The organism is uncultured Ruegeria sp. (assembly GCF_947497005.1).
Classification (GTDB): Bacteria; Pseudomonadota; Alphaproteobacteria; order Rhodobacterales; family Rhodobacteraceae; genus Ruegeria.
Genome location: NZ_CANMFF010000015.1, coordinates 91,558 through 118,141 on the forward strand (window position 1 = coordinate 91,558; position 26,584 = coordinate 118,141).

Here is a 26,584-nt window from a genome sequence, read left to right on the forward strand (position 1 = left end):
ACATGCACAACGGGTCCTGCCTTTGCGGTTCAGTTGCTTTCACCATCGACGGAGACCTTTCACCGCCTTCGGCCTGCCACTGCGGTCAGTGTCGCAAACAGTCCGGTCATGTCTGGTCTTCAACGTGGACGCATCAGGACAACCTGAGTTTCTCGGCCAGCGACACGCTGAGCTGGTATCGCGCTTCTGACATCGCACGGCGCGGGTTCTGCAGCAATTGTGGTTCGTTTCTCTTTTGGCAACATAACAAAGAGGACACGATTTCAATTTCCATGGGCGCATTCGATGCCCCCACGGGCCTTAAGCTCTCGAAGCACATATTTGTGGCTGACAAGGGCGATTACTACGACATCACGGACGATCTGCCTCAAGAGGCACAGTAACAGGGATCAAGACACATGAGTGATTTTCCGACAAAAGCCCGCGTGGTTATTATCGGTGGCGGTGTAGTGGGGGCGTCGTCCCTGTACCATCTGGCCAAGAAAGGCTGGACCGATTGTGTCCTGCTGGAAAAGAACGAACTGACCGCAGGCTCGACCTGGCACGCGGCGGGTAACGTGCCGACCTTCTCGACCTCTTGGGCGATCATGAACATGCAGCGCTATTCGACCGAGCTGTATGCGCGGTTGGGGGATGAGGTCGACTACCCGATGAACTATCACCAGACCGGTTCCATTCGGCTGGCGCATTCGAAAGAGCGGATGCAGGAATTCGAGCGCGCAATGGCGATGGGTCACTATCAGGGCATCCCGATGGAGATGTGGACACCGGAAGAAGCCAAAGAGCGATATCCCTTTCTGGAAACCCATGATCTGGACGGTGTTCTTTATGATCCGACGGATGGTGATATCGACCCGGCCCAGTTGACCCAGGCCCTTGCAAAAGGCGCGCGGGACATGGGGCAGAAAATCCTGCGCTTCACCCCGGCAACGGGCGTGACGCAGCATGATGACGGTACATGGACCGTACAGACCGAAAAAGGCGACATTGCCTGTGACTATGTTGTGAACGCAGCCGGGTATTATGCGCAGCGCGTGGGCGAATGGTTCAAACCCTTCGGAGGTCGTACCGTTCCTGCGATGGTCATGAGCCACCAATACCTATTGACCGATGAAATCCCCGAGATCGAAGCATGGACCAAGGAAAGCGGTGCCAAGCTGCCTTTGCTTAGGGATGTGGACGTGTCTTATTACCTGCGGCAGGAGAAGCACGGTTTCAACCTTGGTCCTTATGAGCCCAACTGCAAGGGCCACTGGATGACGGAAGACGACCCGATGCCCGAGGACTTCAGCTTCCAGCTGTGGAACGACGATCTGGACCGGATCGAAGACATCATGACCGACGCGATGGAGCGGGTTCCGCTGATGGCAACCTCGGGCGTTGGGCGTGTCATCAACGGGCCGATCCCTTATGCGCCGGATGGATTGCCGCTGATCGGTCCTATGCCCGGTGTGAAAAACGCGTTCGAGGCACACACCTTTACTTTCGGCATCGCGCAAGGCGGCGGAGCTGGCAAGGTGTTGGCCGAATGGATCGTCGATGGCGCAACCGAATGGGATATGTGGGCCGTCGATCCGCGGCGCTATACCGATTATACCGATCAGGACTATTGCAACCAGAAAGGCATGGAGGTTTACGGCAACGAATACGCCATGCATTACCCGCACCACGAATGGCCTGCCGCGCGCGACAAGAAGCTGTCACCGGTGCATGACAAGGTCAAGGCGCTGGGCGGCGTGATGGGTGCCTACAACGGATGGGAGCGGGCCAACTGGTTCGCGAAGCCAGGCGATGACACATCGCTTGAAGCAACCCATACCTGGGGCCGTTCCGGCCCGTGGGAGCAGCGGATTCAAGAAGAATGCGAGGCCGTGAGAGACCATTGTGGCGTGTTAGATTTGCCTGGCTTCTCGCGTTTCATGGTCAAGGGAGACGGCGCCGCCGAGGCGTTGCGCGGCCTCGCAACCGGTGGGTTGCCAAAGGTCGGCCGGATGAACCTGATCTATGTCTCCGACGACCGTGGTCGCATTCTGACCGAGATGTCCTGCATCCGTCTGGGAGAAGACGAGTTTGTAATGATCACCGCAGCGACCGCGCAATGGCACGACCGCGATATTCTGATGAACGCGTTGCCTGCCACTGTGTCGATTACGGATGTCACAACCACGCGCGACACGCTGATCGTCACCGGTCCGAAATCGCGTGAGATTCTGTCGTGTATGACCGATGCTGATCTGACCTCCGGATGGCTAACCCACCAGTCCGCCACCGTCGCTGGTCGGTCTGCCTACCTGATCCGCGTGTCCTTCGCTGGTGAGCTGGGCTGGGAAGTGCATGCACTGAACGAGCATATGCCTGCGATCTATGACGCGATCGTAGATGCCGGTGCCAAGCCGTTTGGGATGTATGCGCTGAACTCGCTGCGAATCGAAAAGGGCTATCGCGCGTGGAAAGGCGATCTTTCGACCGATTACTCGCTGCTCGAAGGCGGTCTGGAGCGGTTCGTCAAGCTGGACAAACCACAGGACTTCCCCGGAAAGGCTGCGATCCTGAACGAAAAGCAGCAGGGTGTTAAGAAATCTTTCGTCACCCTGACTGTTGAGGCTGGTGATTGCGACGCGCCATATATGTCCTGCATCTGGCAAGGCGATGAGATCGTAGGCGAGACCACGTCGGGAGCATGGGGTTACCGTGTTGGCAAATCCATCGCGCTGGGCATGATCAAGGCCGAGCTCGCAAACCCCGGCACTGAACTCGAGGTCGAAATCTACGGCCAAAAGTGCCGCGCAGTGGTAGAGCAGGACCAGCCGCTCTGGGATCCCGAGAACGAGCGGTTGCGCGCTTAACCTCTTGCGGAGACCGCCATGAGCAAACGATACGCAATATTGGGACCCGGTGAGGGTCCCAACTATGACTGGGAGAATGACCACACCTTTGTGAAGGTGTCAGGTCAGGACACGGACGGTGCATATACGCTTATGGAAGACAATTTGAAGGCCAGCTTCGCGCTTGGCCTTCATTGCCATAAGGCACATGCCGAAACCTTCTATTTTCTGGAAGGCGAGGTTGATTTTTATGTTGATGGAGATTGGCATAGATGCGGGCGGGGCACCACGATGCATGTTCCGCCTGGTGTGCCACATGCCTGTCGCGTGGCGAGTGACGCGCCAGCCAAGATGCTCATGATTTTTCAACCCTCGGGGTTCGATGGGTTTCTTGCGGAACTCGCAACGATGAGTGAAGCGGACTTTTCGGACGAGATGAAAATGGCTGAGCTCAACGCACGGTACGACATTGTCCCCATGGGACCCATGCCACCACATCCAGATGATGAGGTTTAAGATGGCCGTTCCTAAAACCATGTCAGGTGTCTACTTGACCGGTCACGGTGGATCCGAGGTTTTGGAGTGGCGCGACGATATTCCGGTTCCTGAGCCCGGGCCGGGGCAGGTGCTTGTCCGGGTCGCGGCTGCGGGTGTGAACAACACGGATATCAACACTCGGGTTGGCTGGTACTCATCGGATGTCACCGGCGCCACGGACGCCGTGGATCAGGACGTCGAAGCCGGTGGTTGGGGCGGTGCACTGCACTTTCCCCGCATTCAGGGCGGGGATTTGTGCGGAATTGTCGAGGCCTTTGGTGACGGGGCAGATTTCGAACTGGGTCAACGTGTGACCTGTCCGATCAACCTGCCGCGCCCGCGACCCGGAAACCCTCAAGGCTTCATCGCGCTCGGGTCCGAGATCGACGGGGCCTTTGCTCAATACTGTCTGGTTGAGGCGGATGACCTGTATGACGTAAGCGCCTCACCCCTGTCTGACGTGGAAATCGCAGCCATCCCCTGCGCCTTTGGCACCGCCGAGAACCTGCTGACCCGTGCTGGCGTAACGGCAGGGCAAAAGGTCTTGATCACCGGTGCGTCCGGAGGCGTTGGTCTGGCGGCCGTACAACTGGCCACGTTACGAGGGGCGTCGGTCTGGGGGGTGACGGGGACTGCGAAAACTGAGATCGTCAAATCGCAAGGCGCGGAGGGCACGTTTGATCGGAACGAACCGCTGCCGCAGGACATGTTCGACGTAGTCATCGATGTTGTCGGTGGGCCTTCATGGGCATCGCTGATCCTTGCCCTGAAACCCGGTGGACACTACGCCGTTTCCGGGGCAATCGCAGGCCCGATTGTCGAGGCCGATCTGCGGGACATCTACTTGCGCGACATCACCATTCACGGGTGCACGCATCAGGCGCCTGAAGTGTTTAGCCGACTTGTAGAATTAGTAAACACTGGACGGATCAAACCGCTGATTTCGAGAACCTATCCGCTGCAGGACATTGCCATTGCACAGGTGGATTTTCAGGCAAAGACCCTTCCGGGCAAACTGGTGCTGGTGCCCTGAGGAGCAATAAAATGACTGACATCATTCTTTTGGACGGCTCAATCGGGCAGGAACTGGTCAAGCGCAGCGGTGATCGGGCGACACCGCTGTGGTCGACGCGTGTGATGATCGACCACCCTGATCTGGTCGGTGAGGTGCACGGCGACTATTTCCGTCGTGGTGCGACGGTTGCGACCACCAATACCTATGCGGTCCACCGGTCGCGCCTGATGCGGGTAGGGATGGAAGACCAGATGCCTGCCCTTATCGACACCGCCCTGACGCAGGCCGAACGTGCCCGTGCCGAAACCGGAGGGCGGATTGCCGGAGCACTGGGGCCGCTTCTGGCATCATATCGACCCGATCTGAACCCGGACCCGGCCGACGCTGCGGACAAGTTCGCTGAGCTTGTGGCTATGATGGATTCGCGCGTTGATCTGTTTCTGATCGAAACCGTGTCTTCGGTACAGGAAGCCGAAGGTGCGCTGCGTGGCACGACCGGATGCGGCAAACCGGTTTGGTTGGCCTTGTCGGTCCAGGACGACGATGGCAACCTTCTCAGATCTGGTGAGCCGCTAACGGACGTTGCACCGCTGGTCGAAGAGTTTTCGCCCGATGCGGTGCTGATCAACTGCTCGCGTCCCGAAGCGATCCCGGCAGCGCTGGAGATTCTGCCCGACATGAACCGGCCCTATGGGGCGTATGCCAACGGCTTCACCTATATTTCGGATGGGTTCCTTGAGGATGCACCGACCGTGGATGCGCTGGAACAACGCCATGACCTTGGCCCCAGCGCCTACGCAGATCAGGTGATGCGGTGGGTCGATCAGGGCGCGACGATTGTCGGTGGATGCTGCGAAATCGGGCCGGATCATATTGAAGAACTGGCGAACCGGTTGCGGGCCGTCGGATATAACATCGTCTGAGCAAGAAAATGACGGCAAAATCAACTTCGGCAGCACCAAACCTGACCATTCGGCATTTCGACATCCTCGTCGCGCCGGGGTTCGTGCTGTTGGAACTGGCGTCGCTTGTGGACGTTCTGCGCGTCGCCAATCGTGTTTGCCCTTCACCGCCTTTTACCTACACCTATAGATCGTTGCGCGGAGGCCCTGTGGCTAGCAGTAGTGACGCGGTTGTTTCGACCGACCCAGTCCCGTCGCATCCCAAGGCCGATTACCTATTCGTTATCGGCAATAGCGATCCGGACCAGCCTGATCTGTCGCTCGGTCGGATCGTCTCTGACTACACCTATCGAGACGCACAGGTCTTTCTGCTGGCTGAAGCGGCCAGTCGGTACATTGATGAACAGGGCACCGATGATCTGGCCACCCATTGGGAGAACGCGTCGTTTCTGCAGGAACGCGGCGCGCGGTTCGAGGCAAAGCTAATGATCGCCACCGAAAACGGACCTGTGGTGACATGTGCAGGGATGGGGGCCACGGCAGACATCGCGCTGGCCGTCATCGGGCGGCATATATCGGGGCCGGCGAAGATGACGGTCGCGGATATTCTGTTGCATGAACAAATCCGCGACTTTTCATCGATGCAGCCGTTTTCGGGGGCCAAGACCACCGCCACAGGTGATGGCAAGCTGGATCATTGCATAAAGCTGATGCAGGAGAATATCGAAGACCCGCTGCCAATCCGGCAGATTGTCGAGGATCTGAAGCTGTCGAATCGGTCACTCGAACGAAAATTCAAATCTGTCTTTGGCACCACTCCAAACGGTTTTTACCGAGAGATGCGGCTGGCAAAGGCCAATAATCTGTTGATGAACACAACCCTGAGCGTGCGTGAGATCGGCATGGCCTGCGGTTTTCCAAACGGATTCTCTTCTGTTTACAAAAGCTTTTTCGGGGTCACGCCCTTTGTCATGAGACGGAAAAAACGCCAGACCGCACAAAGATGATTTTCCCGGATACCGTGACGCTTTTGATGCATTTATTGTCGATCCTCCATGCCATTCTGCCCAAAACCAAACACGAGTGGAGTCGTCACAATGGTTGATCTTCCCAGCAAGGCCCGAGTGGTCATCATCGGCGGTGGCGTCATCGGATGCTCAGTCGCATATCACCTGACCAAGAAGGGTTGGAAGGATGTTGTGCTGCTGGAACGCAAACAGCTGACCAGCGGTACCACCTGGCATGCGGCAGGCCTGATCGCGCAGCTGCGCGCCACCGCAAACATGACCAAACTGGCGAAATACAGCCAGGAACTGTATGGCTCGCTGGAAGAGGAAACTGGCGTCGCCACGGGCTTCAAGCGCTGCGGGTCGATCACCGTAGCCCTGACAGAAGAACGCAAGGAAGAGATCTATCGCCAGGCTGCGATGGCCCGGGCTTTTGGCGTCGAGGTCGAAGAAATCTCGAACGAGCGCGTGCAGGAATTGTATCCGCATATCAACCTCGAGGGCGTCAAAGGTGCCGTCTACCTGCCATTGGACGGGCAAGGTGATCCGGCCAATATTGCGTTGGCTTTGGCCAAGGGCGCGCGCCAACGTGGAGGCGTGGTGAAAGAGCGGGTGAAAGTCGCCAACATCGTCAAGCAGGGACGGTCGGTTACCGGCGTGGACTGGGTTGCAGATGACGGCAGCGCCTCAGGCCATATCGAATGTGACATGGTGGTGAATTGTGCTGGCATGTGGGGCCACGAAGTTGGCCGGATGGCCGGTGTGAACGTACCGCTTCATGCGTGCGAGCACTTCTACATCGTCACCGAGAACATTGATGGCCTGACCCAGCTGCCTGTGCTGCGCGTGCCGGACGAGTGTGCTTACTATAAGGAAGACGCAGGTAAAATTCTGCTGGGCGCGTTTGAACCCAACGCAAAGCCTTGGGCAATGGATGGTATCCCTGACACGTTCGAATTCGACCAGCTGCCCGAGGATTTCGACCATTTTGAGCCCATCCTCGAAGCCGCTTGTGAACGGATGCCGATGCTGGCCGAGGCCGGTATCCACACCTTCTTCAACGGTCCAGAGAGTTTTACGCCCGATGATGCGTACCACCTGGGTCTGGCGCCTGAGATGGACAATGTCTGGATTGCCGCCGGGTTCAACTCGATCGGCATTCAGTCGGCCGGTGGTGCAGGCATGGCGCTGGCCGAGTGGATGGACACGGGCGAGAAACCCTTTGACCTCGGCGACGTGGACGTCAGCCGCATGCAGCCGTTCCAGGGTAATAGGCGCTATCTGTTCGAACGCTCGAAAGAGACACTGGGTCTGCTCTATGCGGACCATTATCCCTATCGCCAGAAAGCCACCGCTCGCGGCGTGCGCCGGACACCTTTCCATCATCACCTGTTGGAACAGGGCGCCGTAATGGGCGAACTGGCCGGTTGGGAACGCGCCAACTGGTTCGCAAATGACGGCCAGGAACGGGAATACCAATACAGCTGGAAACGTCAGAACTGGTTCGAGAACTCGGCCGCCGAACATAAGGCCGTGCGCGAAAATGTGGGCATGTATGACATGTCATCCTTCGGGAAAATCCGTGTCGAAGGCCCCGATGCCGAGGAATTCATGAACTATATCGGTGGCGGCGATTACTCGGTGCCCAACGGCAAGATCGTCTATACGCAGTTCCTGAACCGTACCGGCGGAATTGAGGCGGACGTCACTGTGACCCGGCTGACTGAAACCGCATATCTGGTGGTAACTCCGGCAGCGACCCGTCTGGCGGATCAGACCTGGATGATGCGTCATTCAGGCAATTTCAAGGTTGTCATTACTGACGTGACAGTCGGTGAAGGTGTCTTGGCTGTCATGGGTCCGAATGCACGCATGCTGCTGGAAAAAGTCTCGCCCAACGATTTCACGAACGCCACCAACCCGTTCGGCAGTGCGCAAGAGATTGAGATCGGCATGGGCCTCGCCCGTGCCCATCGCGTGACCTATGTGGGCGAGCTTGGATGGGAAATCTATGTGTCGTCCGACATGGCGGGCCACGTGTTCGAGACGCTTCATGAGGCCGGTCAGGACATGGGGTTGAAGCTTTGTGGTATGCACATGATGGACAGCTGCCGGATCGAAAAGGGCTTCCGCCATTTCGGACATGACATCACCTGCGAAGATCATGTCGTCGACGCTGGTCTGGGTTTTGCCGTCAAGGTAGACAAAGGCAGCGATTTCATTGGGCGTGAAGCCGTGATTGCACGGAAAGAAAGTGGGCCCAAGAACCGACTGGTACAGTTCCGCCTGACAGAGTCTGAGCCTCTGCTGTTCCACAATGAACCGATCGTGCGCGATGGGGAATATGTGGGCTACCTGAGCTCGGGCAACTATGGCCACACACTCGGCGGTGCTATCGGTTTGGGTTATGTGCCGAGCGAAGGCGAGAAGGCCGCAGACGTTTTGGCCTCGACATACGAGATCGACGTTTGTGGCGTGAAGATCAAAGCCGATGCGTCTCTCAAACCCATGTACGACCCGAAATCCGAGCGGGTGAAAGTCTGACACACAGGGAAGGGGGGCTCTGCCGCCGCCGCCCGTGCCGGGCGACTCCCCCGAGGTATTTGGAGCCAGATGAAGCAGGGGATCGGTTCTTCATCTGGCCAAAAATACCTCGGAACGCGAGGCATAGCCTCGCATTTCCGGCAGCAAAAAAAAATGCGGTCTGGTAACTCATCAAACATCGTTATGTGACACTTCACTGTTTTCAGAGTTTTCAACCTGTTCGGTTCTGCCGTAAACCGAACAGGTATCAACCGGAGACCCGATGTGGCAGACACGCTTTTACCTTCTCAGAACACGGACACACCAAAAGGGCTTGCGCTGGCAGTCACGGCTTACGTCCTGTGGGGGTTTCTGCCTCTGTACATGAAAGCGCTGGATCATATGGGTCCGGTCGAGGTTGTGGCGCATCGTGTTATCTGGTCAGTGCCTTTGGCCGGGCTTTTGCTGGTCGTATTGGGCCGAACCCGTGATCTGAAGGCTGCGCTTGGCAACCCGAAGATGTTGGGCATGGCCGCTTTGACAGCTGCGCTTATTTCCGTGAACTGGGCAATTTATGTCTGGGCGATCTCAACGGGTCATGCATTGGATGCGGCATTGGGGTATTATATCAACCCTCTGTTCAGCATCGCGCTGGGGGCGATCTTGTTGCGCGAGCCATTGACGCGCACTCAGCTTTTTGCGGTCGGCCTTGCTGCGCTAGGCGTCCTGGTCATCGTATTGGAGGCCGGGCGGCTGCCTTGGGTTGCGCTTGCATTGATGGTCAGCTGGGGGTTCTACGCGTTTTTCAAGCGTTCGCTGCCGATTGGGCCCAATCAGGGGTTCCTGCTTGAGGTTCTGATTCTATTGATCCCGGCTTTGGCCTACGTCACATGGCTGGGTATACAGGGCACTGGGCATTTTGGAATAACCACATCTGATACCGTTCTGTTGGCCTGTGCCGGGATTGTGACGGCCGTGCCATTGCTGGTCTACGCAAACGGCGCCAAGCTGGTGCGTCTATCCACCATGGGTATCCTGCAATACATAGCGCCGACCATGATTTTCATAACAGCGATCACATTGTTCGGCGAAAAAATCGACACAGGTCGAATGATCGCTTTCCCACTGATCTGGGCGGCTCTGATCGTTTATTCAGTCCCGATGATTCGGCAGGCGCGGGCTCAGGCTTGAAGCAACATGCGCGCGGCCTTGTCGGCCCATAGATCATAGGTTCGGGGGCTAGGGTGATACCCGTCCGATGCGGCCAATGCCGGGTCGTCTGGCAGCTCGAGTTTCAGGTGCCGGACATGCGGAAAAGTGGAGACGACCTCTTGCAGGCCGCGATCCAGCCGCGCAGCCTGACGCCCAAGAACCCAGGCCAAAGGTTGAGGCAGCGCAGGAAACCGGTTCATCTGGGGCACTGCGGTGATGACAATTCGACGAGCGCCGAGATTTTCCGAGAGTATGCGGATAAGCCGCGTTTGGCGATTTGCAAACTGCCGTCGAGTGACCGCACGTGTGACATCGTTCACACCCAAAGCTGTGACAACCGCGTCGAATTCACCAGTCATCCTTTGCAGGCAATCAATCGTGTCCTGGGTTGTGTGTCCGGTTGTTGCTTCCAGTTTCCATTCTACCGAATGATGTTTGCCCAGTCGTTTGATCAGGTGGCCGGACAGGGCCTGACCCTGTGTGCCAGCCCCCACCCCGGCTGCTGAACTGTCCCCTGTAATCAGCAGGCGCAAGCGAGGCCCGCGCCCGATACGACCCTCGCGCGGGCCCGTTGGTTCGGGCAGTAACCGAGCGTTGCGGCGCACCGACAAGCCCTGTGCAGCAAGTACAGGCAATAGCGGAACCCGCAGAATCTGGTCAGTTCCAAAAGAGCCGGGCATTGTCAGTTCAGTGCGTTTTTGAATTCCAGAAAACGAGGGTCTTTCATTACCCGCGTCATCATCGCCTGTCGCAGGGCACCCACAGTCTTGTAGGGCCGCATGGCCACCTCGAAGGTTTGGATTAATCCTTGGTCGTTCAATGTGATGAGATCTACGCCGATGCCGTCCAGATCCCCAACCTTGCATTGAAATTCCAAGGCCCAGTCCTTCTCATTGCCCATGATCCTGCGATAGCGGAAGTCGGAAAAGACCTGCCCAACATGGCCCAGAACGGCCGCTACAGGCGCACGCCCGGTCCATGTGCTGTAATATGTCGGTGGCATGAACTGCACATCCTCGGCCAGAAGTTCGTGGATCAAGGCCTCGTCGCCTTTTGCGACCACCTCTTGCATTCGTTCTATTGTCGGGTGCATTCCGTCTCCTCCTGGGCTGAAGGTCACCGAACATCGGGCAGTACGCAAGGACGACGTTGCGGGAGGTTGCCTGCTGCGATAGGCAGGCCCACATGAGCGAGACTTATGACCCCCCTCAAACCCCGCTGGATTTGCTGCACGAAGATGCACAGCTGATTGTTGTGAACAAACCGTCAGGTTTGCTTTCAGTTCCGGGTAGGGGCGAGCACCTGTCCGACTGTCTTCTGACCCGAATTCAGGCCACATTCCCACAGGCGCTGCTGGTTCACCGGCTGGATCGGGACACATCCGGCGTCATTGTCTTTGCCCAGACGCCGCATGCCCAACGGAATCTTAGCATGCAATTCGAACAGCGGCAGACACGCAAAACCTATGTTGCACGTGTCTGGGGAAGGCTGGAGCCAAAGACCGGCACTGTTGACCTGCCCTTGATCGTGGACTGGCCCAATCGACCCAGACAGATGGTCTGCCACGACACCGGAAAACCAGCGATCACCGACTGGAGGGTTCTTAAATTCGAAAGCGAAACAACGCGCGTTCGCTTGTTCCCTAAAACGGGCCGGTCTCATCAGTTGCGTGTTCATATGCAGGCGTTGGGTCATCCGATCCTGGGTGATCCGTTCTATGCAACCGGCGCGGCAGCCGGTTTCCCAAGGTTGATGTTGCATTCCGAAGAACTGCGCCTGAAACACCCGGAAGGCGGGCTTTCAATGAAATTTAGGGCTCGGCCTGAATTCTGATCTCAGGCTGTGCTCGTCCACAGTATCTTCAGGTTGCCCAGTGAAAACCATCTGGTTCGCTTTTTCGAAGCGGGCTGCATGCACTGGCGCTCTCGTGCCATCTCGTGTTCAATCTCGAAGGCGCGCAACGCGTGACCCTGAGACCAGCGCCCAAGTTTCAAAGTCATCATGACATGGTTGTCGAGGTATGGCATATTCTTGTTCCCTTTTTCGATACCAGTTCAATTTCCCTCATCACTCCTGACACCCTCTTGTCAGTGGGGTGTGCTAGGGTGTCAGCATGTTGACAGGAGAATTCCATGCGTCGTTCGACCCGTTTGTTTGAAATCATTCAGATCCTGCGTGCTGCGGGCGCTCCGGTCACGGCAGAGGCGCTGGCCGCAAGGTTGGAGGTGTCCGTGCGCACGGTCTATCGCGATATTGCCGAGTTGCAGGCTCAGCGGACGCCCATCGAGGGTGAGGCCGGTATCGGGTACATAATGCGGCGTGGATACGATTTGCCGCCGCTGAATTTCGATGCGGAAGAGGTCGAGGCTTTGTGGGTTGGCCTGTCCCTGCTGGCACGTACCGGCGACAGCCATCTGCAGCGGGCTGCCAGCCGGATATGTCAGAAGATCGATGCGCTGCATTGCCCCGCGGATTGGCTGCAGGTTGCACCCTGGGGAGCTCCGGCGGACGATCCTGAGAAGGGCTGTATATCGGTTGCGCATTTTCGCGAAGCGATTCGGGCCGAGCAGAAAATTCGCATCACTTACGAAGATGGTAACGGCGAGCGTACCGTCCGGGTGGTGCGCCCTCTGGCGCTGGTCTACCATATTGAATGCACGTTGCTGGCAGGGTGGTGCGAACTGCGCAATGGCTTTCGCCATTTCCGCACCGACCGTATTTGGTCCAGCGAATGCACAGAAGATAGCTTTTCTGGGCAGAGCAGGTCGTTGCGCGATCTCTGGCAAGAGCAGAATCGTGCGGAAACCGCTATTGAGCCGGTCTGAGAATGCGTTTGGCGGGTATTCGCCTATATCACTGCATTGTTGCTTGAGCCTACATGCGCGCGCAGTGATATACTGAGCGGAAAGAGGTAAACCCGAAAAACGGGGACCGGAGCAGAAGGTGACATCATGACGATTTCAAAGTTTTTCCTGGCAACCGGCTTGTGCTCAATCATGGCCATTTCGGCCTGTACCAATCCGGGCACGCTGACAGTACAAAACGATCCGAACCAGAACGCCAAACAGGGCGCACTCTTGGGTGGTCTTGTCGGCGCGGGTATCGGCGCGATTGCTAATGATTCAGATCCGTTGTTGGGGGCATTGGCCGGAGGTGCCATCGGGGCTGCCGGTGGTGGCGTGATAGGCAATCAGCTGGACCGTCAGGCCGCAGAATTGCGTCAGCAGCTGGCAAATGACGGAATTACGATTGTCAACGCAGGCGACCGCCTGATCGTGACGGTCCCGAATGACATCACCTTTGACACCGACAGTTCGACCGTGCGCCCGGCGCTGCGGTCCGATCTGGTGAAAGTCGGCCAGAATCTGGTGAACTATCCTAACTCAAATGTGCAGATCATCGGACACACTGACAGTGACGGTGACGCGACCTATAACCAAGGTCTGTCCGAGCGCCGGGCAAATGCGGTGGCTGATGTTCTTCAGGCCAATGGTGTCAACTACAGCCGTATCAGGACCATTGGTCAGGGTGAAAACAATCCGGTTGCGTCAAATCTGACACCGCAGGGCAAGTCGCAAAACCGCCGGGTCGAGATTGTCGTCGTACCCAGCGGCAACACGTAACTCCGGTTTCCTTTGATGAACGGGGTCGCCCAGGGGGCGGCCCCGTTTGCGCATTGACTGTGCGTCAAATGGGGTTTGGATCAGCGCGATCTCGGTCTAACTTGCAGGAAACACTGAAACGGAGTTTCCCCGATGTCTCAACCGAACCTTCTTGGCCTGTCCGGTTCGCTGCGCCAGAACGCGACCAACCGCAAGCTTCTGCGCGAGGCAGCACGGTTGTTCGATCCGGTGAGTTTTGTCGAAGCGGAATTGAATTTGCCGCTCTATGATGGCGATCTGGAAGAAGGCGAAGGGGTTCCGGCGGCGGTTCTGACCCTGGCCGATCAAATCGCCCAGGCCGATGCGGTGATTATCTCGACACCTGAGTACAACAAGGGCCCATCGGGTGTATTGAAGAACGCGCTGGACTGGGTCAGCCGGACCAAGGGCAACCCATGGGCTGACAAACCGGTTGCAGTGATGTCGGCGGCTGCGGGCCGTGCCGGAGGAGAGCGAGCACAAATGATCTTGCGGGCCTATATGGTTCCCTTTCAGCCGCGCATTCTGCAAGGTCCCGAAATCCATCTCGCAAACAGTTCGAATGAATTCGACGATCAGGGAAAGCTGGTCTCAGAGCGTTACGAACAGTCATTGCACGCGCTGATGCAGAAACTTCGGGCCGAGGTTCGTTTCTGAATCCGGACCAAAGACATGACGAAAGAGCATCAGACCGATATTCTGGACCCCACCCGTGCGACTGCCTTTCAGGTGGCGCTGGGCAATGCGCCGACGATTACCAGTGGCTCGGCCTTGCCGCCTTTCTTTCATCAGCTCTATTTCTGGACCCCGCAACCGCCTGCTGCTTTGGGTCGGGACGGGCATCCCAAGGTTGGTGGCCTGATCCCGGATATGGGTTTACCGCGCAGAATGTGGGCCGGGGGGCGATTGGAATTTCATACTCCTCTGGTCGCAGGGATCGTCGCTGAAAGGATATCGGTACTGGACGGTCAAAGCACCAAAGAGGGGCGATCCGGTCCGCTGGGCTTTGTCACTGTGCGGCATGAGATCAGGCAGAAAGGTCAGTTGTGTCTGACGGAATGGCAGGACCTCGTCTACCGTGAAGACCCTGCGCCGGATAAGAAAAAGCCAAACCCACCCAAAGCGCGTATGGATGAAACAGACCTGCGTGAAGTCGGGTTCGATTCAACCCTGTTGTTTCGCTACTCGGCGCTGACCTTCAACGGTCACCGCATTCACTATGATCTGGACTATGCGCGAGGTGTGGAAGGCTATGCCGGGCTGGTCGTGCACGGGCCGCTGCTGGCGCAACTTCTCATGTTATTTTCGGTCGATCTGAGTGGGCCGCTTACGTCGTTTTCTTTTCGTGCAACATCGCCGCTGATGCACTTCGAGACCGCCCGGTTGTGCCGGAGCGGAGAAGACATGTGGGTGCGTGGCCCAGACGGGCGGCAGTGCATGCAAGCAGTAGCACGTTCACAGTGATGCTTCGGGCCGGAAGTCATCGGGGATCGTATCCCGGTCTTCCAACATTAGATCGGCCATGATCTCGGCAATTTTTGGGGCCATGCCAAACCCGATTTTGAACCCCCCATTGGCGATGAAATGCCGTTGATGCAATGGATGCGCGCCCAACATCGGCGCGCGGCTTTTACTGCGTGGGCGCACACCGGCCCAGCGTTCGATCACTTCGGCCCCATGCAACAGCGGCAGGGCTCGCGCGGCGCGGTCGATTACATCGTCCAGAGCGCTGTCTGTGCTGGTCGCGTCGTCGTAGTCTCGTTCCGAGGTTGATCCGATCGCAAGTGTTCCGTCTGCATGAGGCACAATATGAACGGCGTCGGCAAACAATTGCGGTACCTCTCCTGCGTCGAAGCGCAACAGGGCGGCCTGCCCTTTGACTCCGTTTCCAATTGTCTTGCCATAGGCGTCGTTCAGTTCCCTTAGTCCTGCAAGGCCCGTGGCGTGGACAACCTGCCCCTTGTCATCGGCGTCACCGACGACGTGAACGCCCATAACTTCAAGGGCTGCGACCAACGCGGCGCAGGCCCGCCGGGGATGCATCCGCGCTGTCAGTGTGTCCTGGATAACAAATCCGGTGGGGCTGGGTGGGCACCACGAGCCCGCCTCGGATGCGCTGATCACACGCCATTCAGCTTGCCCTTGCCAATGCTCATCTGCCGTGCCCTCGCGCTGGCGGGCCAAGTCCAGACTGCGGGCGTCCGGGATGGGTTGAAGACGTCCCAACCGGCCATAGCCGGGGGAAACGCCACCGGTATCCTCGACCTGACGCCAAAACGGTTCAGCCATGATCAGGCTTTCAAACTGAAAGGCTTTCTTGACGTTCCAGTTTTCCGGTACATGCGGGGCCAATGCTCCTACCAAACCGCCACTTGATCCGGCACCTGGCCCGAACGGATCGACAACTTGCACCTTTGCGCCGCGGCGGGCGCAGATCCAGGCAATGGACAAGCCGAAGATTCCTGCGCCGCGAACCGTCACATCGACCATTGCCAATTTCCTTCTCGTTGTTCAGTGTCGCTCCGCTTAGCTACAGGATTCCCCGATGGCAGACCAGCGCGCCAAGTTGACGTGGACCGAGGATCAGATTCCGGTCTCGGATCGCTTTGATGACCCCTATTACTCCTTGCAAAACGGGCTGGAAGAGACCCGGCACGTGTTTCTGGCGGGAAACGACTTACCCGCGCGTTTCACGCCCGGATTTCACATTGCCGAGCTGGGTTTTGGTACCGGCCTGAACCTCCTGACGGTCTGGTCGGAGTGGGAAAAATCAAGTCAAACAGGGTCGTTGCGGTTTACCAGTTTCGAAGCTTTTCCCATGGCTCCGGAAGACATGCGGCACGCGCTGGAGGCTTTCCCTGAGTTGCAACCGTGGAGCAGCCGGTTTTTGGCGCATTGGAACGGTCGAGCGTGCAACCTTGAAACCCTTCAGTTCGAAGTAATCATCGGTGATGCACGCGAGACACTACCGCATTGGACAGGTTTGGCGGACGCTTGGTTCCTTGATGGCTTTTCGCCCGCCAAGAACCCCGAATTGTGGGGCGCGGGTCTGATGCAGGACGTGGCAAATCATACCGTCACAGGGGGTACGGCGGCCACGTATACAGCTGCGGGCTTTGTGCGCCGGGGGCTGGAGGACGCTGGTTTCAATGTCACCCGGACACCCGGCTATGGCCGCAAGCGGCACATGACGCGGGCATGCAAAGCGTGACGCAAAAGAACAATGTAGACGCGGGTATCGCCCTGATGGTGGGCGCGACGATTGTCTTTGCCCTGCAAGACGGTATCTCGCGTCATCTGGCCGGAACCTACAACACCTATATGGTTGTGATGATCCGCTATTGGTTCTTCGCGGCCTTTGTCATCGCGCTGGCCGCACGAGCCCCTGGTGGATTAAAAGTGGCCGCACGGACAAACCAGCTGGGTCTGCAGATCCTGCGGGGCGTGTTGCTGGCAGCCCAGATCTGCATCGCGGTGTTTGGTTTTACGGTTCTTGGTCTGATTGACAGTATGGCCGTGTTCATTTGTTATCCTTTGCTGATCGCCGCGTTGAGCGGGCCTGTATTGGGCGAAAAGGTTGGATGGCGGCGGTGGTCCGCGATCGGTTTTGGCTGCATTGGTGTTCTGATCATCCTGCAACCGGGTTTCGGGGTTTTTAACCCATGGGCTGTCATACCCCTGATTTCTGCGTCGCTGTTTGCGATCTATGGTCTTTTGACGCGATATGTCGCCCGTCAGGACAGCGCGGCCACCAGCTTTTTCTGGACCGGTGTCGCTGGTGCGGTCGCCATGACCTTGTTCGGGATGTGGTTCTGGGAGCCGATGGCGCGCGATGACTGGCTCTGGATGGCGCTGCTGTGCGTCAGCGGGGCATCGGGACACTGGCTGCTGATCAAATGCTATGAGATGGCCGAAGCCAGCGCAGTACAGCCCTTTGCCTATTTCCATCTGATCTGGAGTGCGATTCTGGGTATTTCGATATTTGGCGAAACGTTGCGCCCCGAAGTTGTGGCGGGCGCAACCATTGTCGTGGTCGCAGGACTTTTCACTCTATGGCGCGAACGTCGCCAAGGATGATCCGATCAGTTCTTGCGAAAACGGAACCGGAAGGGCGGTCTGCCCCAGACGGGCACGATAGACCGGCAGGCTTTCGGTTACACGCATCACATAGTTGCGCGTTTCGTTGAACGGTATGGTCTCGATCCAGTCGACGATATCAACCTCGCCGATGCGTGGATCACCATAACGGTCCATCCAGGAAATCGGACGCCTTGGCCCCGCGTTATATCCGGCAGCCATCATCACGACGTTGCCGTTGAAATCGGCGGCCAGACCCGAAAGATAATTGGCCCCAAGCTTTGCGTTATATTGCCAGTCCGTGGTCAATCGGCCTGTCTGGTGACCGCTGAGAATGCCCAGCTCACCTGCGACCAGCTTGGCTGTTGCGGGCATCACCTGCATCAGGCCGCGCGCACCTGCGCCACTGATGACAACAGGGTCAAACTCGCTTTCACGGCGCGCGATGGCCAGAGTCATTTCCTTGGCCATTGGCAGGCGTATGTCGGCCACCGGATGAACCGGGTAATAGGCCGCGGGCAGAACGGTTCCTGTGGTTGCCGCCCGCTTGGCGATCATCACGGCCAGATGCGGCTGTTTCAGTTCGATCACCAGATCGCCCAATTGGTTGGCCTGCACATGATCAAGGCTTTCAACAAGATGGGTCAGGAACCTTTCGGACAGGGTGCTCTCTCCGGCTTTCAGCAACAGCAGGCCTGCTTCCAGAACGCTGGAGTTGGCAAACTCCGCTTGTTGCCAATGCGGTGCTCGACGCGGATTGGCCAGTTCTGTATCAAACGGTCGTCCGATCCGTTCCGCAGCCAACAAGCCATAGAATGAGGTTTGATAATCAGCTCCCATGGCATAAGCGTCGTAAGCCTTGTCGGAATCACCCAACTCCGCATATGCGCGACCGAGCCAATACCCACCTCGCCCTTTCGAAATCGGAGATTTTACCGCATCCGAAAAATTCTGGAAATGCCGCACCGCCGTCGCCGGGTCATTTAGCTTGCGCAGGGCCAGAAACCCGGACAGCCACTCCAGATCGGCATAGCCGTATCCCATTTCGGGGGTCATGTGGTGATTGGCGGCCACGTCATAAGCGCGCGCTGCACGCCCGGATCGCATCTCCAGCCGCGCCAGACGGCGGCGTCCCTCGGCCCATTTGTCGGGCTCACCCAAAGCATTAGGTCCGGTTGAGCGCGCCAGCATCAGATCAACAGCGCTATCATCCAATTCTTTCTTGTCCCGCCAGACAAAACGGTCGAACGCCAACCCCGACGCATCTGCCAAAGATTTCGGTACTGCCGCCACCTTGGTGTCTACACCAGGCTGGCGTTTCTGCAACGCGATCCGCGCCTCGGCCAGTTTACGTTCATCCGCACTGACCAAAGGCAACATCTGTCCGGCGCTGACGAGGTGACCGTCCCACAACATCCGATCTAACCGGGCCGCGTGATGCGGTTTCAGCAGTTTGGCAAAGTTCTCCAGATAATCTTTCTGCAAACCCGACCCCATGGGCATGGTGCGCCAGGCGGTCACGATGTCGGCTTCAGCCTCGCCATTGCGCCCCTTTGCCTTCAGGGCGACAGCATAGTTCAGAGCGCCTTCTGCAGTCTGAGGGGATATATCAGCATAGAATTTCAGAACCCTGTCGGGATCCGCGCCGGTAAAGACCGGCTCACTCTTGCGGCGCAACCATGCCAGACCGGGCCAGTCCGGGCGACGTTCGAGGAATACCAGTACATCGCCCGAGCCGCCGAATCCTTCGCGCAGCCAGTGCCAGATAATGATATCGCGCGAAACAGAGCCGCGTTGGCCTGATACGCGTAGCGCCGCGTTCCAATCGCCCTTGCGCATTTCGTACAGCCCGGCGCGCAAATCACCCGCTGCATCTGCCTGCGCAGGTTGCGGTGCCGTCACTGAGTACAGAATCAGAGCAGTCAACAGTGCCAGAAAGCGTGTCATCCCTTGCATTTCCCAACCAACCGAGGATAGAGCCTGTGAAGATAAACCGTGCGTCACCGGGATCAACTCACAAAGCTGGAAACGTGAGGGACCGCGGCGCAAAAACCGCAGATTGCACCTTAAAGGAGCGTGTCATGTTCAAAGGCTCGATGCCAGCCCTCGTCACTCCGTTCAACAACGGCGAGTTGGACCTGAAGACGCTCAAACACCTCGTGGACTGGCAGATCTCAGAAGGCTCGACCGGGCTGGTGCCCGTCGGAACCACAGGTGAAAGCCCGACACTCAGCCATGATGAGCATGAAACGGTCGTCGAGGAAGTCGTCAAAACGGCTGCAGGCCGCGTTCCCGTCATTGCCGGAGCCGGGTCGAATAACACGGTCGAAGCTATTCGATTCGTTCAGTTCGCCGAAAAAGTTGGTGCGGATGCGGCGCTGGTCGTCACACCATACTACAACAAGCCGACTCAACGCGGCCTGATCGCGCATTTCGAGGCCCTTCACGAGGCCGCGGATATTCCGATCATCATCTACAACATTCCGGGCCGTTCGATCATCGATATGGCGCCTGCCACAATGGGTGAATTGGCCAAACTTCCCCGTATCGTCGGGGTCAAGGATGCAACTGGCGATTTGGCTCGGGTCAGCCAGCAACGCGCAACTTGTGGCGCAGATTTCTGCCAGTTGTCCGGCGAAGACGCCACCGCACTTGGGTTCAACGCGCATGGCGGGGTTGGCTGCATTTCGGTCACTGCCAACGTGGCCCCCAGGCTCTGCGCCGAATTCCAGCAGGCCACACTGGTCGGAGACTATGCCAAAGCGCTGGAGTATCAGGATATGCTGATGCCGTTGCATGAGGCGATCTTCATCGAGCCGGGCCTTGTTGGCGCCAAATACGCGCTCAGCAAACTGGGCGTGTGCGGTGCCGAAGTCCGCTCCCCCCTGACCGAGCTGGAAGATGGCACAAAGGCTGCAATTGAGACGGCAATGGCGCATGCCGGTCTGATCTGACAGGGATTTCAGAAACTACTAAGGGCGGCCTCGAACCTCGAGCGCCGCCCTTTTTTTGTACCGTATCCAGACTTCATCTGGCTGAAAATACCTCGGGGGAGCTGCGGCGTGCCGCAGCGGGGGCAGAGCCCCCTTAACGCTTACCGTAGTAAAGCCCCACAACATGTTCAGCCTGGGCAAAGAACAACCAGCGCGAGGTCGCAACGCCCGCCAGGTGCGATGCCACTGCCAGCAGAGCAAAGAAATGGTTGAACGGCAGTACAAGCAACAAAACCGGCAGCACGAATGCCAATACAAACGAGATCACTCGGAGTTTTTCGGCGTGTTTTCGTCCGACCACATGAACAAATTCACGCAGCAGATAGTTGGTGCCCGTATGGGGCGGTTCAAAGGCGCGGACGGTGCCGCGTGCGCCAAGCCCGGTGGCCGTTCCCAGATCCGTTCCAGAGGATGCCAATGCCTGATCGCCCTTGCGCCAGTACAGCATTTGTACCAACGCCGCGATCAGCAGCAGCGGTAAAGCTGCGCTTGTCTGACCAGCCAGCAACGCACCGCCAGCCAAGCTGAAGCTGAGGAACATGACAGGGGTCAGATTCATGTTCCAGCGCGGAATGGTCTTAAGCTGCGTGTAGATCATGGATGTTGTGAAAACGGTCGCAAGGGAAAATAACGCGCCGATCCAACCCAGCAGACTCCATACCTGGCCCAGAAATACCGCGCCAATTGCATAGAGCCCCATGACGATCAAGGCGAGCACTGCGCACCAGCCTTCACGGCTGAGCCAGCTGGTTTTCCATTGGGTGAAGGCCTTTAAGGCCCGTTCCGGGTGGCCGAGGTGAAAGGTCGAGGCCATTAGCCCGCCAACAGCCATACCGTAGGCGATGGCGAAGAACACAAAGGCTATCCAACCCGAGACCGCTGGAAACCCAAGGCCGAGGAAGAACAACAGCCCAAAGCCCAGACCGGACAGGGTGGTGAATATGATGACGGAGGGTGCGGGATGCATCAGAGTTTCTCCAACGTCTTGTCGAGCCAGCCGAGGAACCCTTTGGGCTCTTCGGCAACGGGTGCCAGCAGAGGGGCCAGTATGTCGATCTGTTCCTCGATGGTGTCCTTGGGGCGCGGGGGCAGGTATTTGTTGACGGGCTTGGTGCCCATTTCAGGCATCAGGTCCATGCCGCCCCGTTCGGCAACAAGCTTGCTGACGTCGCTGTCAGGATCACCCAGATCGCCAAAATGCCGTGCGCCGGCAGGGCAGGTTCGAACGCAAGACGGGATACGGTCTACCTCGGGTAGGTTTTCGTTGTAGATGCGGTCAACACAGAGCGTGCATTTCTTCATCACGCCTTCGGTCACATCCAGTTCGCGCGCACCGTAGGGGCAAGACCATGCACAAAGGCCGCACCCGATACAGTCGCTTTCATTGACCAGCACAATGCCATCTTCGACCCGCTTATAGCTGGCCCCGGTGGGGCAAACGGTCACGCAGGGCGCGTCTTCGCAATGCAAGCAGGACTTGGGGAAGTGAATCAGCTGAGCGTGACCATCGGCCGGCTGCACTTCGTAGGAATGCACACGGTTCAAGAAGGTGCCTGACGGGTTCCCGCCATAAGCATCCTGGTCCGAAAGGGGTGCGCCATAGTTTTCGGTGTTCCAGCCTTTGCAGGAGATAACGCAGGCGTGGCAGCCAACACAGGTATCCAGGTCGATGACCAGACCCATCTTGCGGTCGGTGGAGTTTGGTAGCTGGGTCATGTCAGTGAACCTCTGCTGTGGAGGGCGGATGAGGGGGCCAGCCCCCTCTTGAGCCTGCGGCTCGATTCACCCCCGAGATATTTTTGGCCAGATGAAATGCGGATCCGGGTCATTTCCCCACCTTCCAGGCCAGATTTTCAGGGCCGGTGCCGACAGGAGATTTGATCGGGTCGAAATTCGGCTGGCTTTGCGCATCGGCCGGTGCATCGGCCTTTTCGATTTTGACCTTCAGGTCGAACCATGCAGCCTGACCTGTGATGGGGTCCGAGTTGGCCCAGCGCATCCCGTCGTCCTTGGGTGGCATTAATTCGTGGATTAGGTGGTTGAGCAGGAAGCCCTTGGTCGCCTCGGGCGCGTCGTCTTGCAGGGCCCATGTGCCTTTGCGTTTACCGATCGCGTTCCATGTCCAGACGGTATTGTCGTTCAGCGCGGACATCTCCATTACCGGCACGGTGATTTCACCATGAGGAGAGCTGACCTTGGCCCAGTCTCCGTCTTTCAGGTTGTGTTCTCGCATCAGTTTGGTGGGGACATAAAGCGGGTTACGCCCGTGCAATTGACGCAGCCACGCGTTCTGGGTGCCCCAGCTATGATACATCGCCATTGGGCGTTGGGTCAGGGCGTTGACAGTGAAACCTTCATTGCCCTGCTGGTCGGTTTCGTACCAGATCGGCAGCGGATCCATTGTGTCCTTGATGCGTTGGCGCAGGTGCTCGGGCGGCTGACGGTCGCCATGGCCTTCGGCGGCAAGCTGGAAGCGGCGCATCGGTTCGGAATAGAGCTGGAACAGATAAGGCTGAGGGCTGTCATAGATGCCCATTCCTACGGCCCAGTCCTGATAGGCTGTGTTCCACGGCTTGTAGTAATCCGCGCCCTCCGGGATGTGAGCCACGTAAAACCCACCATTTTCGATATACCGGTTCAGCTGGTCCGGATTGACTTCACCACGGCCTTCCTTGTCACCATCCGGGCCCCGAAAGCCGGCCAGCGGTCCGATGCCGGGACGACGCTCGTGATTGACGATGTAATCCGCATAGTCTTTCCACTTCGCAGTACCGTCTTCATTGGTGAAGCCCGGCAAGCTCATGCGATTGGCGAGTTCGACCAGTACCGACTGGAACCCGCGCACATCCCGGTCGGGCTCGATTACCGGCCAGCGGATGGCATCTGCGGCGGCGTCGGCTTCGCAGATCGGGCGGTCGAGCAGCGAGATGCAGTCGTGCCGTTCCAGGTATGTGGTGTCGGGCAGGATCAGGTCTGCATAAGCCACCATTTCAGACGAATAGGCATCGGAATAGATGATGTGCGGGATGACGTATTTGCCGTCTTCGGTCTTGGCCGTCAGCATCTCCATCACACCCTTGGTGTTCATGGACGAGTTCCACGACATGTTCGCCATGTACATGAACAGCGTGTCGATCTTGTAGGGATCGCCCGCAGCAGCGTTCGAGATCACCATATGCATCAGCCCGTGGGCCGACATCGGGTTTTCCCAGGTAAACGCCTTGTCGATGCGTTGTGGATTGCCTTCTTCATCCAACAGCAGGTCTTCGGGTCCGCGTGGAAAGCCCAGATGGGGACCGTTCAGGGGGCGACCGGGTCGGCGGTCACCATGAGGGGTCGGATGCGCTTCGACCGGCTTGGGGTAGGGTGGTTTGAAGCGGAAGCCGCCCGGCACTTCGACCGTTCCCAGCAAAATTTGAAGCACGTGCAAAGCGCGGCATGTCTGGAACCCGTTTGCATGGGCCGAGATGCCCCGCATGGAATGGAAACTGACCGGGCGACCAACCATCTTACTGTGTTTTTCGCCCCGGAAGTCGGTCCATTCCTGATCCAGCTCGATGGCCTCATCAAAGGCGACACGGGCGATTTCGGCGGCGATGGCCCGGATGCGTTTGGCGGGGATGCCGCAGCGCTCGGCCACGGCTTCGGGAGTATGTTCGTCGCTGAGGTATTTCTCGGCCATCAGATGGAAAACGGGGCGGTGGGTCACCCCGTCTTTTTCATATGTGGCCGACATATCCGGGCGTACGCCGGGTTTGTCAAAGGCCGTTAGTTCCCCTGTGACGCGGTCGATCACCAGCGGTTTGCCATCGGCATCGCGCAGGAACAGGCCCTTTTCAGGACCCTCGGCGGCATTCACCAAAACAGGCGCGTTAGTATAGCGGCTCAGATAGTCCAGATCGATTTTTCCGGCCTTCATCAGCACATGGATCAGCGACAGGATGAACAGCCCGTCCGTGCCCGGTGTGATACCGACCCAGTCATCTGCGACCGCGTTATAGCCCGAGCGGATCGGGTTCACGCCAATCACCCGCGCGCCGCGGGCCTTGATCTTGCCGATTCCCATCTTGATCGGGTTGCTGTCGTGGTCTTCGGCGACACCGAACAGCATGAAAAGCTTTGTGTGATCCCAGTCAGGCTGGCCAAACTCCCAAAACGCGCCACCCATTGTATAGATGCCACCTGCCGCCATGTTGACCGAGCAGAAACCGCCATGGGCGGCATAGTTCGGAGTGCCAAAATTCTGAGCCCAGAATGACGTGAAGCTCTGGCTTTGGTCGCGGCCAGTGAAGAAGGCCAGCTTTTGCGGTGCAGTTTCATGCAGTTCATTCAGCCAGCCAACAGCGGTGCTGAGTGCTTCGTCCCATTCGATTTCGCGGAATTCGCCCGAGCCACGCGGGCCGACCCGCTTGAGTGGTTTGCGCAAGCGGGACGGGGCGTTGACCTGCATGATCCCTGCGGAACCCTTGGCGCAAAGCACGCCCTTGTTCACCGGGTGATCACGGTTACCTTCGATATAGGCAACTTTTCCGTCTTTCATGTGAACGTTGATGCCGCAGCGGCAGGCGCACATATAGCATGTGGTTTTGCGGACCTCGTCCGAGATTTTCGGAGACGTATCAAGGATCGGCTGCTGATGGGTCATTGGCGGGTCCTGTCGGTTGTATCGGAAGGACATTGTCACTTTCCTTCCGATTTGAGAACATCGTTCCGGGAACGATGCAAAGATTAAGTGCTACGTTCCGATTGCTTGCAAGGCAGTCACGGCGATCATCTGGGTTACATCTTCAGCGCTGCATCCACGGGACAGATCGTTGGCTGGTTGTGCCAGTCCCTGCAGAACCGGGCCAATGGCCGCGTATCCACCCAGCCTCTGCGTGATCTTGTAGCTGATATTGCCTGCGTCGAGGTTGGGAAAGATCATCACATTGGCCTGACCGGCCACCGAAGATCCGGGCGATTTACGATCCCCGACCGAAGGCACAAAGGCGGCGTCGAACTGCAGTTCACCATCGACCTCAAGATCAGGCGCAATTTGGCGTAGTGTTTCAGTGGCCTCGATGACCTTATCGACATCTTGGTGTTTTGCGCTGCCTTTGGTTGAAAAGCTGAGCATGGCGATCTTTGGGTCAACCCGCAGCAACGTCCGCGCCGAGGCGGCCGAGGCGATGGCAATCTTGCTCAACTCGTCGGCGGTGGGATTGATGACCAGACCGCAATCGGAATAGAGCATCGCCCGTGCTCCGTGCTGAGCGTTTTCCGGTGGGTACATCAGGAAAAAGGACGAAACCATTCCGGCATCGGGGGCCATGCCGATCACCTGAATGGCCGCACGCACAATGTCCCCGGTTGTGTGAACAGCGCCACCGACAGTACCAGTGGCGCGCCCGCTGCGTACCAGCATGGCGGCATAGACCGGCGCTGTCTTTACGGTCGCACGGGCCTTGGCCAGATCGACCCCCTTGTGCTGACGCAGTCCGAAATAGGTTTGGGCAAACTCCTCGGTCAGCTCCGAGGTTGCAGGGTCGTGCACCACAACGCCTTGAGAGGGAGCGGCACCCTGATCTTTCAGGGCGGCTTCGACCTCGGTTTGTGGTCCGACCAGAATGACATCGGCCAGATCGGCATGATGGGCGGCAAGCGCCCCCGCTACTATGCGGGGATCGCTGCCTTCGCTTAGGGAAATCACAGGGCGGGTTGCCAGGGCGTTTTGCCGCAACAGCTCAATCGGTGTCAGGGTCATACGCTCCGGCCTTGTCCTGTAATTATACTTCTTGCGCCTGCATGTCGTTGGCGGAGACGCCTGCGACTGCGACGGGTTTTTTCATTGCGTCGCGGCGGAAGGGTTCGCC

At 58.0% G+C, this 26,584-nt stretch carries 24 protein-coding genes; 16 read left to right on the forward strand and 8 right to left on the reverse strand.

The annotated features are described in order from the left end of the window. The first annotated feature begins 2 nt into the window (after positions 1–2). From Q0816_RS19235 to rarD, 8 genes are all read left to right on the forward strand, one after another. Positions 3–383: a GFA family protein gene (locus Q0816_RS19235; protein WP_298853684.1), complete on the forward strand. Its 381-nt coding sequence runs from the start codon at positions 3–5 to the stop codon at positions 381–383. Positions 384–398: 15 nt separating this feature from the next. Then, positions 399–2,846 (forward strand): FAD-dependent oxidoreductase, encoded by a 2,448-nt coding sequence (locus Q0816_RS19240; protein ID WP_298853686.1) that lies wholly within the window; start codon positions 399–401, stop codon positions 2,844–2,846. Between the two features lie 18 nt (positions 2,847–2,864). Continuing rightward, positions 2,865–3,341, forward strand: coding sequence for a cupin domain-containing protein (locus Q0816_RS19245; RefSeq protein ID WP_298853688.1), 477 nt, complete (start codon positions 2,865–2,867; stop codon positions 3,339–3,341). Position 3,342: 1 nt separating this feature from the next. Next, positions 3,343–4,395: an alcohol dehydrogenase family protein gene (locus tag Q0816_RS19250; RefSeq protein WP_298853689.1), complete on the forward strand. Its 1,053-nt coding sequence runs from the start codon at positions 3,343–3,345 to the stop codon at positions 4,393–4,395. Positions 4,396–4,406: 11 nt separating this feature from the next. After that, positions 4,407–5,300 carry a homocysteine S-methyltransferase family protein gene (locus Q0816_RS19255; RefSeq protein ID WP_298853691.1) on the forward strand — a complete coding sequence of 298 codons (894 nt, stop codon included), beginning with the start codon at positions 4,407–4,409 and terminating at the stop codon, positions 5,298–5,300. 8 nt (positions 5,301–5,308) lie between these two features. Then, positions 5,309–6,286 (forward strand): GlxA family transcriptional regulator, encoded by a 978-nt coding sequence (locus Q0816_RS19260; protein WP_298853693.1) that lies wholly within the window; start codon positions 5,309–5,311, stop codon positions 6,284–6,286. 90 nt (positions 6,287–6,376) lie between these two features. Continuing rightward, positions 6,377–8,830 carry an FAD-dependent oxidoreductase gene (locus Q0816_RS19265; RefSeq protein ID WP_298853695.1) on the forward strand — a complete coding sequence of 818 codons (2,454 nt, stop codon included), beginning with the start codon at positions 6,377–6,379 and terminating at the stop codon, positions 8,828–8,830. Positions 8,831–9,094: 264 nt separating this feature from the next. Further along, positions 9,095–10,000, forward strand: coding sequence for an EamA family transporter RarD (rarD, locus tag Q0816_RS19270; RefSeq protein ID WP_298853698.1), 906 nt, complete (start codon positions 9,095–9,097; stop codon positions 9,998–10,000). Here the strand turns inward: rarD and Q0816_RS19275 are convergent. Continuing rightward, on the reverse strand, positions 9,991–10,701 hold the full coding sequence (locus Q0816_RS19275; protein WP_298853700.1) for an SGNH/GDSL hydrolase family protein: 711 nt from the start codon (positions 10,699–10,701) through the stop codon (positions 9,991–9,993). The two genes, rarD and Q0816_RS19275, sit on opposite strands and share 10 nt — an antisense overlap. A 2-nt stretch (positions 10,702–10,703) precedes the next feature. Next, positions 10,704–11,114 carry a nuclear transport factor 2 family protein gene (locus Q0816_RS19280; RefSeq protein WP_298853702.1) on the reverse strand — a complete coding sequence of 137 codons (411 nt, stop codon included), beginning with the start codon at positions 11,112–11,114 and terminating at the stop codon, positions 10,704–10,706. A gap of 92 nt (positions 11,115–11,206) precedes the next feature. Here Q0816_RS19280 and Q0816_RS19285 point away from each other — a divergent pair, with 92 nt between their 5' ends. The 5 genes from Q0816_RS19285 (at position 11,207) to Q0816_RS19305 (ending at position 15,126) form a co-directional block, all read left to right on the forward strand. After that, the gene (locus tag Q0816_RS19285) at positions 11,207–11,854 is read left to right on the forward strand and encodes an RluA family pseudouridine synthase (RefSeq protein WP_298853704.1); all 648 of its coding nucleotides are present in this window, start codon (positions 11,207–11,209) and stop codon (positions 11,852–11,854) included. 299 nt (positions 11,855–12,153) lie between these two features. After that, positions 12,154–12,846 (forward strand): YafY family protein, encoded by a 693-nt coding sequence (locus Q0816_RS19290; RefSeq protein WP_298853706.1) that lies wholly within the window; start codon positions 12,154–12,156, stop codon positions 12,844–12,846. A 126-nt stretch (positions 12,847–12,972) separates the two neighbouring features. After that, positions 12,973–13,644, forward strand: coding sequence for an OmpA family protein (locus Q0816_RS19295; RefSeq protein ID WP_298853709.1), 672 nt, complete (start codon positions 12,973–12,975; stop codon positions 13,642–13,644). 132 nt (positions 13,645–13,776) lie between these two features. Continuing rightward, positions 13,777–14,319, forward strand: coding sequence for an NADPH-dependent FMN reductase (locus Q0816_RS19300; RefSeq protein WP_298853711.1), 543 nt, complete (start codon positions 13,777–13,779; stop codon positions 14,317–14,319). Positions 14,320–14,334: 15 nt separating this feature from the next. Further along, a complete protein-coding gene (locus Q0816_RS19305) occupies positions 14,335–15,126 on the forward strand; it encodes a MaoC family dehydratase N-terminal domain-containing protein (protein WP_298853713.1) in 792 nt (263 codons plus the stop codon). On the opposite strand, the gene Q0816_RS19310 is transcribed toward Q0816_RS19305, so the two are convergent. Then, positions 15,118–16,152 (reverse strand): FAD-binding oxidoreductase, encoded by a 1,035-nt coding sequence (locus Q0816_RS19310; protein WP_298853715.1) that lies wholly within the window; start codon positions 16,150–16,152, stop codon positions 15,118–15,120. The genes Q0816_RS19305 and Q0816_RS19310 overlap by 9 nt on opposite strands. Before the next feature lie 55 nt (positions 16,153–16,207). On the opposite strand from Q0816_RS19310, the gene mnmD reads away from it, so the two are divergent. Together mnmD and Q0816_RS19320 are read left to right on the forward strand one after the other, a co-directional pair. Beyond that, positions 16,208–16,873 carry a tRNA (5-methylaminomethyl-2-thiouridine)(34)-methyltransferase MnmD gene (mnmD, locus tag Q0816_RS19315; protein ID WP_298853717.1) on the forward strand — a complete coding sequence of 222 codons (666 nt, stop codon included), beginning with the start codon at positions 16,208–16,210 and terminating at the stop codon, positions 16,871–16,873. Beyond that, a complete protein-coding gene (locus Q0816_RS19320) occupies positions 16,861–17,739 on the forward strand; it encodes a DMT family transporter (RefSeq protein ID WP_298853718.1) in 879 nt (292 codons plus the stop codon). Before mnmD ends, Q0816_RS19320 begins: the two co-directional genes overlap by 13 nt. Here Q0816_RS19320 and Q0816_RS19325 read toward each other — a convergent pair. Then, positions 17,713–19,686 carry a lytic transglycosylase domain-containing protein gene (locus tag Q0816_RS19325; RefSeq protein ID WP_298853719.1) on the reverse strand — a complete coding sequence of 658 codons (1,974 nt, stop codon included), beginning with the start codon at positions 19,684–19,686 and terminating at the stop codon, positions 17,713–17,715. The two genes, Q0816_RS19320 and Q0816_RS19325, sit on opposite strands and share 27 nt — an antisense overlap. Before the next feature lie 134 nt (positions 19,687–19,820). On the opposite strand from Q0816_RS19325, the gene dapA reads away from it, so the two are divergent. After that, complete coding sequence (gene dapA / locus Q0816_RS19330) at positions 19,821–20,693, forward strand: 4-hydroxy-tetrahydrodipicolinate synthase (protein WP_298853720.1); 873 nt, start codon at positions 19,821–19,823, stop codon at positions 20,691–20,693. Positions 20,694–20,826: 133 nt separating this feature from the next. Here dapA and Q0816_RS19335 read toward each other — a convergent pair whose 3' ends face one another. From Q0816_RS19335 to pta, 4 genes are all read right to left on the reverse strand, one after another. After that, positions 20,827–21,699 (reverse strand): DmsC/YnfH family molybdoenzyme membrane anchor subunit, encoded by an 873-nt coding sequence (locus Q0816_RS19335; protein WP_298853721.1) that lies wholly within the window; start codon positions 21,697–21,699, stop codon positions 20,827–20,829. Next, positions 21,699–22,448 carry a 4Fe-4S dicluster domain-containing protein gene (locus tag Q0816_RS19340; RefSeq protein ID WP_298853722.1) on the reverse strand — a complete coding sequence of 250 codons (750 nt, stop codon included), beginning with the start codon at positions 22,446–22,448 and terminating at the stop codon, positions 21,699–21,701. Before Q0816_RS19340 ends, Q0816_RS19335 begins: the two co-directional genes overlap by 1 nt. A gap of 109 nt (positions 22,449–22,557) precedes the next feature. Beyond that, positions 22,558–25,377 carry a molybdopterin oxidoreductase family protein gene (locus Q0816_RS19345; RefSeq protein ID WP_298853723.1) on the reverse strand — a complete coding sequence of 940 codons (2,820 nt, stop codon included), beginning with the start codon at positions 25,375–25,377 and terminating at the stop codon, positions 22,558–22,560. 90 nt (positions 25,378–25,467) lie between these two features. Continuing rightward, positions 25,468–26,475 carry a phosphate acetyltransferase gene (gene pta / locus Q0816_RS19350; RefSeq protein ID WP_298853726.1) on the reverse strand — a complete coding sequence of 336 codons (1,008 nt, stop codon included), beginning with the start codon at positions 26,473–26,475 and terminating at the stop codon, positions 25,468–25,470. Between the last annotated feature and the right edge of the window lie 109 nt (positions 26,476–26,584).

Excerpts from the sequence above, each read along its gene's own strand:
- Q0816_RS19290 (WP_298853706.1), top strand. The coding sequence starts at position 12,154 with ATGCGTCGTTCGACCCGTTTGTTTGAAATCATTCAGATCCTGCGTGCT.
- Q0816_RS19255 (WP_298853691.1), top strand. The coding sequence starts at position 4,407 with ATGACTGACATCATTCTTTTGGACGGCTCAATCGGGCAGGAACTGGTC.
- Q0816_RS19265 (WP_298853695.1), top strand. The coding sequence starts at position 6,377 with ATGGTTGATCTTCCCAGCAAGGCCCGAGTGGTCATCATCGGCGGTGGC.
- dapA (WP_298853720.1), top strand. The coding sequence starts at position 19,821 with ATGTTCAAAGGCTCGATGCCAGCCCTCGTCACTCCGTTCAACAACGGC.
- Q0816_RS19275 (WP_298853700.1), bottom strand. The coding sequence starts at position 10,701 with ATGCCCGGCTCTTTTGGAACTGACCAGATTCTGCGGGTTCCGCTATTG.
- Q0816_RS19340 (WP_298853722.1), bottom strand. The coding sequence starts at position 22,448 with ATGACCCAGCTACCAAACTCCACCGACCGCAAGATGGGTCTGGTCATC.
- Q0816_RS19345 (WP_298853723.1), bottom strand. The coding sequence starts at position 25,377 with ATGACCCATCAGCAGCCGATCCTTGATACGTCTCCGAAAATCTCGGAC.
- Q0816_RS19260 (WP_298853693.1), top strand. The coding sequence starts at position 5,309 with ATGACGGCAAAATCAACTTCGGCAGCACCAAACCTGACCATTCGGCAT.
- Q0816_RS19320 (WP_298853718.1), top strand. The coding sequence starts at position 16,861 with ATGCAAAGCGTGACGCAAAAGAACAATGTAGACGCGGGTATCGCCCTG.
- Q0816_RS19250 (WP_298853689.1), top strand. The coding sequence starts at position 3,343 with ATGGCCGTTCCTAAAACCATGTCAGGTGTCTACTTGACCGGTCACGGT.
- Q0816_RS19325 (WP_298853719.1), bottom strand. The coding sequence starts at position 19,686 with ATGACACGCTTTCTGGCACTGTTGACTGCTCTGATTCTGTACTCAGTG.
- Q0816_RS19305 (WP_298853713.1), top strand. The coding sequence starts at position 14,335 with ATGACGAAAGAGCATCAGACCGATATTCTGGACCCCACCCGTGCGACT.
- Q0816_RS19335 (WP_298853721.1), bottom strand. The coding sequence starts at position 21,699 with ATGCATCCCGCACCCTCCGTCATCATATTCACCACCCTGTCCGGTCTG.
- Q0816_RS19285 (WP_298853704.1), top strand. The coding sequence starts at position 11,207 with ATGAGCGAGACTTATGACCCCCCTCAAACCCCGCTGGATTTGCTGCAC.
- Q0816_RS19280 (WP_298853702.1), bottom strand. The coding sequence starts at position 11,114 with ATGCACCCGACAATAGAACGAATGCAAGAGGTGGTCGCAAAAGGCGAC.
- Q0816_RS19235 (WP_298853684.1), top strand. The coding sequence starts at position 3 with ATGCACAACGGGTCCTGCCTTTGCGGTTCAGTTGCTTTCACCATCGAC.
- Q0816_RS19245 (WP_298853688.1), top strand. The coding sequence starts at position 2,865 with ATGAGCAAACGATACGCAATATTGGGACCCGGTGAGGGTCCCAACTAT.
- pta (WP_298853726.1), bottom strand. The coding sequence starts at position 26,475 with ATGACCCTGACACCGATTGAGCTGTTGCGGCAAAACGCCCTGGCAACC.
- Q0816_RS19300 (WP_298853711.1), top strand. The coding sequence starts at position 13,777 with ATGTCTCAACCGAACCTTCTTGGCCTGTCCGGTTCGCTGCGCCAGAAC.
- Q0816_RS19240 (WP_298853686.1), top strand. The coding sequence starts at position 399 with ATGAGTGATTTTCCGACAAAAGCCCGCGTGGTTATTATCGGTGGCGGT.
- mnmD (WP_298853717.1), top strand. The coding sequence starts at position 16,208 with ATGGCAGACCAGCGCGCCAAGTTGACGTGGACCGAGGATCAGATTCCG.
- Q0816_RS19310 (WP_298853715.1), bottom strand. The coding sequence starts at position 16,152 with ATGGTCGATGTGACGGTTCGCGGCGCAGGAATCTTCGGCTTGTCCATT.
- Q0816_RS19295 (WP_298853709.1), top strand. The coding sequence starts at position 12,973 with ATGACGATTTCAAAGTTTTTCCTGGCAACCGGCTTGTGCTCAATCATG.